This is a genomic window from uncultured Negativibacillus sp. (genome assembly GCF_944388365.1).
GTDB lineage: Bacteria > Bacillota > Clostridia > Oscillospirales > Ruminococcaceae > Negativibacillus.
Genome location: NZ_CALXIN010000062.1, coordinates 1 through 10,956 on the forward strand (window position 1 = coordinate 1; position 10,956 = coordinate 10,956).

General features: G+C 48.7%; 13 protein-coding genes and 1 pseudogene. 11 read left to right on the plus strand and 3 right to left on the minus strand.

Translation table 11 applies throughout. The features are described 5' to 3' along the window. Positions 1-800 precede the first annotated feature (800 nt). Positions 801-1,985: a D-alanyl-D-alanine carboxypeptidase family protein gene (locus Q0L39_RS08405; protein ID WP_296628318.1), complete on the minus strand. Its 1,185-nt coding sequence runs from the start codon at positions 1,983-1,985 to the stop codon at positions 801-803. A 325-nt stretch (positions 1,986-2,310) separates the two neighbouring features. Here Q0L39_RS08405 and Q0L39_RS08410 point away from each other — a divergent pair, with 325 nt between their 5' ends. From Q0L39_RS08410 to Q0L39_RS08445, 8 genes are all read left to right on the plus strand, one after another. After that, positions 2,311-3,648, plus strand: coding sequence for a glucose-6-phosphate isomerase (locus Q0L39_RS08410; RefSeq protein ID WP_296628319.1), 1,338 nt, complete (start codon positions 2,311-2,313; stop codon positions 3,646-3,648). A gap of 66 nt (positions 3,649-3,714) precedes the next feature. Continuing rightward, complete coding sequence (locus Q0L39_RS08415) at positions 3,715-4,137, plus strand: hypothetical protein (protein WP_296628321.1); 423 nt, start codon at positions 3,715-3,717, stop codon at positions 4,135-4,137. A gap of 170 nt (positions 4,138-4,307) precedes the next feature. Then, positions 4,308-5,210, plus strand: a complete 903-nt coding sequence (locus Q0L39_RS08420) for a diaminopimelate dehydrogenase (protein ID WP_296628323.1) — start codon at positions 4,308-4,310, stop codon at positions 5,208-5,210. Positions 5,211-5,241: 31 nt separating this feature from the next. Beyond that, positions 5,242-5,763: an NUDIX domain-containing protein gene (locus tag Q0L39_RS08425; protein WP_296628326.1), complete on the plus strand. Its 522-nt coding sequence runs from the start codon at positions 5,242-5,244 to the stop codon at positions 5,761-5,763. A gap of 168 nt (positions 5,764-5,931) precedes the next feature. Next, the gene (gene yabP, locus Q0L39_RS08430) at positions 5,932-6,207 is read left to right on the plus strand and encodes a sporulation protein YabP (protein ID WP_366916354.1); all 276 of its coding nucleotides are present in this window, start codon (positions 5,932-5,934) and stop codon (positions 6,205-6,207) included. After that, on the plus strand, positions 6,208-6,765 hold the full coding sequence (yabQ, locus tag Q0L39_RS08435) for a spore cortex biosynthesis protein YabQ (protein ID WP_296628328.1): 558 nt from the start codon (positions 6,208-6,210) through the stop codon (positions 6,763-6,765). Then, complete coding sequence (locus tag Q0L39_RS08440) at positions 6,731-7,024, plus strand: septum formation initiator family protein (protein WP_296628329.1); 294 nt, start codon at positions 6,731-6,733, stop codon at positions 7,022-7,024. Before yabQ ends, Q0L39_RS08440 begins: the two co-directional genes overlap by 35 nt. Before the next feature lie 31 nt (positions 7,025-7,055). After that, complete coding sequence (locus Q0L39_RS08445; RefSeq protein WP_296628331.1) at positions 7,056-7,562, plus strand: S1 RNA-binding domain-containing protein; 507 nt, start codon at positions 7,056-7,058, stop codon at positions 7,560-7,562. Positions 7,563-7,611: 49 nt separating this feature from the next. Here Q0L39_RS08445 and Q0L39_RS08450 read toward each other — a convergent pair whose 3' ends face one another. Both Q0L39_RS08450 and Q0L39_RS08455 read right to left on the minus strand, forming a co-directional pair. Continuing rightward, complete coding sequence (locus Q0L39_RS08450) at positions 7,612-8,271, minus strand: TrkA family potassium uptake protein (RefSeq protein WP_296628334.1); 660 nt, start codon at positions 8,269-8,271, stop codon at positions 7,612-7,614. Positions 8,272-8,297: 26 nt separating this feature from the next. Next, positions 8,298-8,939, minus strand: a complete 642-nt coding sequence (locus Q0L39_RS08455) for a TrkA family potassium uptake protein (protein WP_296628336.1) — start codon at positions 8,937-8,939, stop codon at positions 8,298-8,300. A 272-nt stretch (positions 8,940-9,211) separates the two neighbouring features. Here Q0L39_RS08455 and Q0L39_RS08460 point away from each other — a divergent pair, with 272 nt between their 5' ends. From Q0L39_RS08460 to Q0L39_RS08470, 3 genes and pseudogenes are all read left to right on the plus strand, one after another. Next, the gene (locus Q0L39_RS08460) at positions 9,212-9,550 is read left to right on the plus strand and encodes a hypothetical protein (RefSeq protein WP_296628337.1); all 339 of its coding nucleotides are present in this window, start codon (positions 9,212-9,214) and stop codon (positions 9,548-9,550) included. A 110-nt stretch (positions 9,551-9,660) separates the two neighbouring features. Further along, positions 9,661-10,389, plus strand: coding sequence for an MBL fold metallo-hydrolase (locus Q0L39_RS08465; protein WP_296628339.1), 729 nt, complete (start codon positions 9,661-9,663; stop codon positions 10,387-10,389). Between the two features lie 94 nt (positions 10,390-10,483). After that, positions 10,484-10,956: pseudogene (locus tag Q0L39_RS08470) on the plus strand (hypothetical protein); the annotation flags it as partial.

Consider the following 10,956-nt stretch of genomic DNA (forward strand, 5'->3'; position numbering starts at 1 on the left):
CACAGACAACAAGCCCTTTCGGTTGCTTAAACAATTTTTACTTTCAAATATTGTCTAACTTTTGGGGGTCACTTCAGCACAAACAGAAGTTTTTTGTCAAACTTTTGTACACAAAAGTTTGCGGGGGCTAAGGGCACATATATGTGCCCTAGGCGAGGAACCCCAACTTATCAAAAGATATAAAATAAAATCGATAGGGGTAGTGTCCCTTTTCGATGCTATCGCACGTCAGTGCAAAATGCCGGCTTTTGCCGGCATTTATTTGTTGCATGTAAAACTGCCCTAAGAAACAAAATAAAGTTTTTGGTCGGCGGAGCTTTGCTCGGTTGCCGCAGGCAATTTTGCCCAATCCTTCATGGGCAAAAAGAGCAAACTCCTGATTGAAAACTCGTTTTCAATCTAACTTTCTTTCAAAAGCTCGTGGTTTCCAAAGGCAACGCCTTTGGTAGGGCTTGGGACAACGTCCCAACAATCAAACCATACAAAACAAAAACCGAAAGGGGCAGCAAAGCTGTTTCGGTGCTATCGCACGAGGCCCGCATACCTGCTTTGTGCGTCGCCATCCTTTTGGTGATGCGGGCATGAGAATGGGTTTTGCCCATTCTCCGAACTTTAGAGAAGAATATGCCGATATTACTCTGTGTTGCTCGGCAACGCGAACCTGAAAACTCCGTTCTCGCGCAGGTCGCTTCGCTCGTTGCCCGCCAGAGCAAAATAAAAACACAAAGAAGGTGTGGAGCATTATGCTGCACACCTTCTTTGTTGCACTCAGGGAGAAGCAGTGAAATATCCGCAGAACCTTAGCTCATCTTTATAAGTCCTTGCAGCAGCCGCTGAAAACTCTTGGAGAAGGTCAGCCGCTCCACCTCATTGGAGGCGCAGATGGGCTCTTCCGCCAAAGTTTCTCCTTCCAGTATCAAAGATACCTTGCCCAGCTCCTGACCCTGGCTGACAGGCGCCTCAACCTCCGAGGCAAGCTGTACCTTCGTTTCGATCAGCTCTGCCTGATCCTTGCGGATGATCGCCTGCGGCAGCTGGGAAAGCAGAGGAGTGACCTCGGTTTGTACGCCGCGAGTGACAGGAACAGGAAGCAGCTGGTCATCGACCGGCTGAGGCTGGTAGCGCATAAAGCTGCCAAATCCGTAGTCCAGCAGCTGTTTTGCTTCCTCAAAGCGCTGATCGCTGGTCTTGCATCCCATAACGACGGCAATCAGATCGAAGTCACCGCGGGTAGCGGTGGCACACAGACAATGACCGGCAGCGTCGGTCGTTCCGGTTTTCAGTCCGGTGGTTCCGTCATAAAAGCGGACCAGGCGGTTGGTGTTGACAAGCTCGGTTTCTCCTGCGCGCAGACTGTCCATCCAGATGGTGGAATAGGGAACAATGAGGTCGCTGTGATGCTCCATCAATTCCCGCGCCATTGCTGCAACATCCTGCGCGCAGGTGTAGTGTCCTTCCTCGTCAAAGCCGGTGCAGTTGACAAAGTGGGTGTTCACAAGACCCATCTCCTGTGCGCGCTGGTTCATCTTTTCCACAAAGGCTTGCTCGCTGGCGCAGATGGCCTCGGCAAAGACGACGGCAGCGTCGTTGGCGCTGGCGACGATCAGCGCCTTGAGAAGCTCATCTACCGTCATCTGTTCGCCTTCCTTGAGCCAGATCTCCGATCCGCCCATCGTTTTGGCATAGGCAGAGCAGGTCAGCGTCTGGTCGATGGTGAGCACTCCCTGATCGAGCGCTTCGCAGATCAGGATCAGATCCATCAGTTTGGTCAGCGAGGCAGGCGCCAGCGCCTCGGTGGGATTCTGCTCAAACAGAACCTGACCGGTCTGCTGTTCGATCAGCAGCACCGATTTGGCAGTATAGCTCATAGCAACCGTTTTTTTGGTGTCGTCGGCAGAAGCCGGAAGTCCTGCTGCACAGATGGCAATGGCAAGGGTGACGGCGGCAATCTGTAAAACCCGTTTGATTTTGCTTTGCTTATTCATCAAAGATGCCTCCCTGAAGATTGCTTTTTTAGATATTTATATACAAGTCGCTCCGATCTTATGTTCAATAGCTGCGCCTTTATCAAAGTTGCATAAAAATTTAAAAAATGAAAGTAATTTTTATTCTATATACAAAGAAAAAGAACTGCAATTTTTGCCACAAAAAAGAGATAGATTCCAGAAGAAAAGGTGGGATTTTACAAAAAGAGCCTTGCAAAATCGGTGCAAATAAGGTAAAATAACTATATCACCCGATAAGACAACGTTTGTATCTATCCGAGAGCAAATGCTCGTTGACAGGCAAGCCTGAAAGGAAGGATCATCAATGGCTGTTACATTGAATGCAAAATATCTGCAATCCTTTGTCAAAGAGGAAGAATTGAAGGCAATATACCCACAGGTAGAGGCAGCACACCGCACAATCCATGAAAAATCCGGTCTGGGCAACGATTTTCTGGGCTGGCTGGATCTTCCGGCCGATTACGACAAGGAAGAGTTTGAGCGGATCAAAAAGGCTGCTGCAAAGATCCAGAAAAATTCGCAGGTGCTGGTAGTTATCGGTATCGGCGGAAGCTATCTGGGCGCCAGAGCAGCAATAGAGCTGCTCCATTCGCAGATGTACAATGAGCTTGCAGCTGACACTCCAAAGATTTATTTTGTCGGCAACAGCATCAGCCCTTCGTACCTCAACCAGATACTGAAGATCTGTGAGGGCAAAGATTTTTCGATCAATGTCATCTCCAAATCAGGAACAACCACCGAGCCGGCGCTGGCATTCCGTATTTTCCGCAAGCTTGCCATTGAAAAATATGGCCGCGAGGGTGCAAAGGACCACATCTTCTGCACCACCGACAAAGCACGCGGAACACTCAAACAGCTGGCAGACGAGGAAGGCTATGAAACCTTTGTCGTTCCGGACGATGTCGGCGGAAGATATTCGGTGCTGACTGCAGTTGGCTTACTGCCGATTGCCGTTTCCGGTTCGAATATCGACCTGTTGATGCAGGGTGCAGCACAGGCCAGAGAAGCGCTGGCAGAGTGCGATCTGGAGAAAAACGACTGCTACCGCTATGCAGCACTGCGCAACATCCTCTACCGCAAAGGAAAGGCCATCGAGATTCTGGTTTCCTATGAACCGGCCTTTACCATGATGGCAGAATGGTACAAGCAGCTGTTTGGCGAGAGCGAAGGCAAGGATAACAAGGGTATCTATCCTTCGTCGGCAATTTTCTCGACCGATCTTCATTCGATGGGACAGTTCATTCAGGAAGGTTCCCGCATCCTGTTTGAAACGGTTGTTGATATCAAACATCCGCAGCAGGATCTCTTCATTGAACCAGACCCCAACAATTTTGACGGACTCAACTTCCTGTCCAACCAGAATATGTCGGTGGTCAACCACAAGGCGATGCAGGGCACCATCCTTGCACACACTCAGGGCGGCGTACCAAACATGGTGCTGCAGGTGGAAGAGATTAACGAGCAGGAACTGGGCTACATGATTTACTTCTTTGAAAAGGCATGTGCAATGTCCGGTTATCTGCTGGCGGTCAATCCGTTTAACCAGCCAGGCGTAGAAAGCTACAAAAAGAATATGTTTGCTCTGCTGGGCAAACCAGGATATGAAGATCAGAAACAGGCGCTGGAAGCGCAGCTGCAGTAAGCAGCATCATTCTTATTTACGTATAGCAATAGTTTTCAATACATTGTTATCAGGGAGGAATTTCAAATGATTAAACTTATCGTAGGCACCAAAGGTACCGGCAAAACCAAAACCCTCATCGACATGGCAAAAAAAGCTGCTGAAGAATCCAAAGGCAATGTTGTTTGCGTAGAAAAAGGCGACAAACTGGCTCGCGAGCTGCCAAACACCGTTCGTCTGGTTAACAGCGATGAATATCAGATCAAAGGTTTCGCAAATCTGTTCGGTTTCCTGGCAGGCTTCCTGGCTGGCAACTATGACATCACCCATCTGTTCGTAGATGGCACCTTCAAGATCGGCAAAGTCGGCGAAGTTGAAAAAGACTACGAAGGTTTTGCAGCAATGGTTCAGAAGCTGTCTCAGATTCAGAGCGATGCAGAGATTATCTTCACCGTTTCCTGCGATGAGGCAGATCTGCCAATCACAATGAAAGATTTCATGGTAAAATAGTCATGCAAATACAGGGCACGGAAATTTTTCCGTGCCCTGTTTGTTTATTAAGAAAAAAGTAAAAAAATACAAGTATCTTTGCTTGACGTGTGCTTTTTTACGTGTTACTATTTTTAAAGGTTAAATTTGGTTTAACCTGATGTAATAAAAAATAGAAGGGAATGTTGTGTATGGAAAAAGTAAAAGCTGTGATTGTTGGTTATGGAAACATCGGTCACTATGCCCTTCAGGCAGTCGAAGCCGCAGAAGATTTTGAACTGGTCGGCGTTGTTCGCCACTCGGTTGGCAAAGAACTGCCAAAGGAACTGGCTGGTATCTGTGTTGTTGACGATGTAGACAAGCTGCCGGTAAAACCGCAGGTAGCTCTGCTGTGTCTGCCAACCCGTTCGGTGGAGGAACATGCAAAACAGTATCTGGCAAAAGGTATCAATACTGTTGACAGCTTTGATATTCATACCAAGATCTGGGATCTGCACTGCACACTGGATGAAGCAGCAAAACAGACCGGTGCTGTATCGGTCATCTCTGCTGGCTGGGACCCAGGATCTGACTCGGTTGTCCGCACCCTTCTCGAAGCCTGCGCTCCGAAAGGTATCACTGATACAAACTTTGGTCCAGGTATGAGCATGGGTCATTCGGTAGCGGCAAAGGGCAAAGAAGGCGTCAAGGATGCACTGTCGATGACCATTCCGCTCGGAACTGGTATCCACAGAAGAAACGTCTATGTCGAGATGGAGGAAGGCGCTGATTTTGAAGCAGCAAAACGCGCTATTCTGGAGGACGACTACTTCAAACATGATGAGACTCATGTAATGCAGGTTCCTTCCGTCAAGGCATTGATGGATAAAGGCCACGGTGTCAACCTGGTCCGCAAGGGTGTTTCCGGCACCACACATAACCAGCTGTTTGAGTTCAACATGAAGATCAACAACCCTGCACTGACCTCTCAGATCATGGTGGCATGTGCAAGAGCAACTCTCTGCCAGAAACCAGGCTGCTATGTGATGCCACAGATTCCAGTAATGGACCTGCTGCCAGGTACTCTGGAAGAAAAGATCCGCAGATTGGTATAATTTCAAATCGCAATCGAGAAGGAGAATCGGAATGGCCGAATACTGGGATATTTATGATGCGGACCGCATCAAAACGCAAAGGGTGCATCTGCGCGGAGAACCGATTGAGGACGGAGACTATCATCTGGTGGTCAATATCTGGATCTATAACAGCCGCGGAGAGGTACTGTTGACCCAGCGCCATCCTGATATTCCGTTTGGATTAAAATGGGCCTGTACTGGTGGTTCGGCGATTCAGGGAGAAGATACGCTGACCGCGGCAATGAGGGAAACAAGGGAAGAAATCGGACTGCAGATCCCGCCGCAGAAGATGATTCTGGTGGCGCAGGAACGCCGTCTGCACAGCTTTCTGGATACCTTTGTGGTCTGCTGTGACCCGAAAGACGAAGAGATCGTCATGCAGCCGGAGGAGGTCGTGGGCTTTTGCTGGGTAAACGAAGCGGGGTACCGCAAAATGGAGCAGAAGGAACTGCTGCATCCTGCCCTGAAAAACTTTTTTGAGGTTTACCGTTCCAAACTTCCAAAAGCATTGATCCATAAAAAAGGACGATAGAGCCATCTGTTGATTTCTCCAACCTTGATACTATTGCAGAAAAAATCCTCCAGATCATCTGGAGGATTTTTTGTCTCCTTTGCAGGAAACCTGCATCCTCGTTCTAAAAACGGACAGACCGTCATAAGGATAGAGCGGAAACTCAAAACAGAAAGGACGGCGATCGTTGTGAACGAGGAAAAAAGAAGTCTGGGGGCACACAATCTAATTTTGGAGGAACGAGGAAGCCTGACAGTGACTGGTGTGTCGGATATCGACAGCTTTGATGACCAGACGGTGGTGGTCTATACCGAGCTGGGAGAACTGACAGTGCGCGGCAGTGGGCTTCATATCAACCGCATCGATGTGGAGGTCGGAGAGCTGAATCTGGAGGGACAGATAGATTCGCTCAGCTACTCGGAGCAGGCGGTGCGCGGTGGATTTTTTGCGAGGATGTTTCGATAGATGATGACCGATATTACTGTTGCCAGGGAAACCCAGCTGTTTTTGTATTCGCTGCTGGTCGGCGCAGGGCTGTCGCTTCTGTACGACCTGCTGCGTGTTCTTCGTTTGCAGATGCGCCATCGGCCGCTGGCAGTCACACTGGAGGATGTGGCATATTTTCTGGTGTGTGCGATGGTGACGCTGGGCTTTGTGCTCAAGGATAACAGCGGACAGGTGCGAGGATATATTTTGGTGGGAGAACTCATCGGATGGGTGGTGTGGCATCTGTCGCTGGGCAGTGTTATGGTGCATGCTGCCAGCGCGATTGCATCGGTGCTCCGCCGGCTGTGCAGGATTGTGCTGTTCCCGCTGTACTGTATCTGTAAATTGGTGTGGAAAATCGTCAATTCGCTTCGTGCCATGGTGAAAAAGATTTTGAAAAAAATGATTCAAAAGAAAAAATATAACTTGCAACGAAAGCGGATATTGTTGTATAATCTATGTAACCGGTTTAAGGATATACGAACAACGGGAGGGGATACCGATGGCAGCCAAAAAAAAGAAAAAACCGAGCACTAACCGTCTTCTGGTGATTGCGATGGCTGTTTTTGTCGGGATCTGCTCTTTTAAGATTGCAGGTACCCAGATGGAAATCTCTGAAAAGGAATATCAGCTCCAGCAACTGGAAAACAGCATCAAACAGCAAGAGGAATTGAACAAAGAGCTGGAAAACCAGTTGGAACAGGATCAGGCGGAGACTCTTGACAAGGTCGCGTATGAACAATATGGGTACGGCTATCCAGACGAGCATATCTTTATCGACAGCCAGGCAAGCTGAGCAAATTTTTTGAGGAGGACGTAGTAGGAATATGCAGTTAGCAATTGGAGACGTACTGGAAGGCAAGGTTACCGGCATTACAAAATTCGGCGCTTTTGTGGAGCTGCCCGAAGGCAAAACCGGCATGGTGCACATCTCTGAAGTATCCACAGCTTATGTAGAGGATATTTCCCAGTATCTCAAACAGGACCAGATCGTCAAGGTCAAGGTCATCAACATCACCGAGGAAGGCAAGATCAGCCTTTCGATCAAAAAAGCAATGCCAAGGGAACCACGACAGGAATCCGCAGGTCCACGTGGAAACGGACCAAGAAATGGTTCCAGAAACAACTTTAACAAGCGATATGACAACAAACGTCCGTTCAATCCTCAGCAGGTCAGCAGCTATGAGTGGAATCCAAAAAGAAACGAAAACGCTTCCTTTGAAGATATGCTCAATAAATTTAAACAGACCAGCGACGACAAGATGTCCGATCTGAAGAAGTATCGCGGCGAAGTCAAACGCGGCAGCGCAAACCGCCGTTCCCGTCAGGACTAAGCAAAATAATAAAAATCCGAAGAGAATTTCTCTTCGGATTTTTTATTGCCTATTTTAATTTCAGTGCAGCGGACAGCTCGTGGATGATGCGGTCCTTTGCGATGACCAGAATCTTGTCTCCGCTCATGATCTGCGCATTACCACGGGGAATAATCAGCTTGTCATCGCGGAAAATAGCAGTGATGACGGCGTCCTCAGGGATGTCCAGCTCAAACAGACGTTTTCCATGCAGCACATAGTTGTCGGGGATGAGCATCTCACTCAGCGAGGCTTCGCCGCGGTTGAGCGACAGCAGCGATTTGATGCGTGCGCTGTCGACCTCACGCTCCAGCAGTCGAGCAATGTTGTCGGTGCTGGAGATTGGAATATCAACGCCCAACCGCTTCATGACAGCAGCATTTTTAGGGTTGTTGACACGGGCAACCGTCTTTGGAACATGAAAAATCTTTTTGGCCAGCTGGCAGGAAATCAGGTTGTCCTGGTCCAGACCGGTGACGGCGATGACAGCATCCGCACGGGAAGCATTGGCGGTGGTCAGCGCTTCGATGGTAGAACCGTCCGCATTGATGGTGGTGATGTCCAGCTGATTGGACGCATATTCGCAGGTGCGTTTATTTTTTTCAATGATGAGCGGCTGATGGCCGTGTTCCAGCAGTGTTTTGCACAGATAGAAGCCGACCTTTCCTCCGCCGATTACAATAACATTCATCATGGACCTTCCTTTCCTGGGGAGCATTACCGGATGTCGGTGCTGACAAGCAATTTGTCGCTGGAGCTGATGGTTCGCTGGGTGGAAGGATTCAGCAGAATATCCACCGCCATGGTGATCTCACCGGTTTCATCGACAATAGCGATCAGCGATTCCGGCTGGAGGTAGCGGGCAGCCTCTGCGACGGTTTTTCCCCAAACCTCATGAGGCGCCTTCATGGTGGATACCGACATGACTTCGTTTCCAACGGTGATATGACGGGTCTGCGTGCGGTTGGTCAGCATGGCATACACCGAGGAAACGGTGATGTTGGTGGGACAAACCGACTGAATATCAAAGCGGGAAAAGATATCCTCGCGCAGTGGGTCGAAAATACGGGCGATGATTTTGGGCACATTGAATATTTCGCGTGCAATCTGGCAAACCATAATGTTGGTGTTATCGTCCTCCGTGACGGCTGCGATAGCATCACAGCCCTCGATGCCTGCCTGACGCAGGATGTCCAGGTCGATTGGTACACCCTGGATGGTGAAGCCGGAAAAATCGTCCGAGAGCAGGTCAAAGCTCTCACGCTTGAGGGCGATGATCGAAACATCGTGTCCAAATTGACAGAGAATATCGGCCAAACGGGAACCAACCTTTCCACAGCCGATGATTAAAACGTTCATAGTAAGCTCCTTCTTTTTGCAGAGTCTATCATTGATAGGTATTTTTACCATAGGCACTCCTATTATATCCCAAATGCTTGCAGGAATAAAGCGGTAAACGAGGGGAATTTCAGAAAAAATCCAAACTTTTTGACAAAAATGAGGGAAAATATCTGATGTTAGAAAATTATCAGTTTGTTAATCAATTTTCTAGTGACAAATGTTTCATTTTATGATATATATGGAGATAAGGTTAAAGGATAAATTCCAACCAGAAAGGAGTTTGAGAAAGTATGAAAAAGTTAGCAATTCTTGCACTTTTAGGAGCAGCTGCAGCAGGTGCAGCCGCTGTATGTACAAAATTGGTTCGCGACCGTCAGGCACAGCAGGAGGACGACTATACCGAGTGTCCTTGCGGCGAATGTAATGAGTGCTGTGAATCTGAGGAACAGCCGGCAGAGCAGGACACTCAGGTACAGGAAGAGGCTGCTCAGACAGCCGAGGAGACCTGTGAGGCAGAGCAGCCAGAACAGGAACAGCCTGCAGAAGCTGAGGAGAGCGAACCGGCTGTAGAAGAAGAACCTGTGATGGAAACAGAGCAGGAAGAAGAAACAGACAAGGAAGAACTGTAGTCTGTCAGGGCAAATCAAATACAACAAAGAGCCGCAAAGGGTGCAGCAAGGGGAAATGGACATCCTCTGCTGTCTGCGGCTCTTTTTTTATAGAGGGGGAGGGAAATTTTATGAAATTCTGGTATCTGGATCACAGTGCCGTTGCAGTGCAGACCGACCGGCATCTGCTGTTGTTTGATCTGTTTGGCGATGTATTAAACCCACAGGAAGGAGAAGGTCTTGACCAGGGAAAGGTGTTGCCGCAGCAGATTGCACAGGAGGATGTGCTGGTTTTTGTATCGCACGAGCATCAGGACCACTTTGATCCGAAGGTTTTTGCGCTGGACAGCCTGCCGCGGGTGCGTTTTGTGCTGCCCGAGGAACTGGATGTGCTGTACGAAAAAGGAATTTTTGCGGCAAACAATCAGACAATCACACTTGCTGATGCAACGATCACCACCTTTGAATCCACCGACATTGGCCTGGGGTATCTGGTCGAAATCGACGGCAAGCTGATCTACCACGCCGGTGATCTGAACTGGTGGCACTGGCAGGGAGAAGAGGACGAATTTAATCTTGACCAGGAAAAGCGATATTTGCAGCAGATGCAGTATCTGAAAAAAGCGGTGGGTGATCGGGCGATCGACCTTGCTTTTGTTCCGGTGGACCCTCGTTTGGAGGAGGATTGCCTGCGCGGAATCTGTGCCTTTTCGCAGGCAGTCAAAGCGGACAAAATCGTTCCCATCCACTTTTGGGGAGATTTTTCGGTCTGCCAGAAAGTAAAACAGGCTCCACAGGCAGCGGCCTTTGCAGATCATGTGGTAACTCTGCATCGCCGCGGAGAAAGTTTTATTTTGTAGGAAAATATGGAAAAGAAGATTGCAAATATAGGGCAGGGAAGGTACAATGAAAACAGAGAAAGGAATTTCCATCAGGAGCTTCGGAGGATAGAGTATGCAGCTGGATAAAGAAAATATTAAAAAGATTGTGGGGATTGTTTCCTTTGCAATTTTGCTCAACTGGGGACTGAAAAACACGGAATTTATCGGGAAGCTGGTGGGTTTGGCGATTGGTCTGGTGCTGCCGTTTTTGATCGGCGGTTCGCTGGCGTTTATCATCAATGTGCCCATGCGCTTTTTGGAGCGAAAGCTGTTTGACGAGCCATACGCTAAACGCAAGAAGATGCCCCAGCAAAAGAAAAATATACCGGAGAAACCTCCCATCTGGTGGCGCATGAAACGTCCGCTGAGCATGATTCTCAGCTTGATTCTGGTGGTTGGCGTCATTTTTTTGGGTATGTTTCTGATTGTACCGGAGATTGCAGACAGCTTTTCGACCATTGCGGTCAGCATCAAGCAATTTCCGGAGCAGCTGCATCGCTGGAGCCTGCAGCTGATGGACTATATGCCGCAGATTGCAGTGTGGCT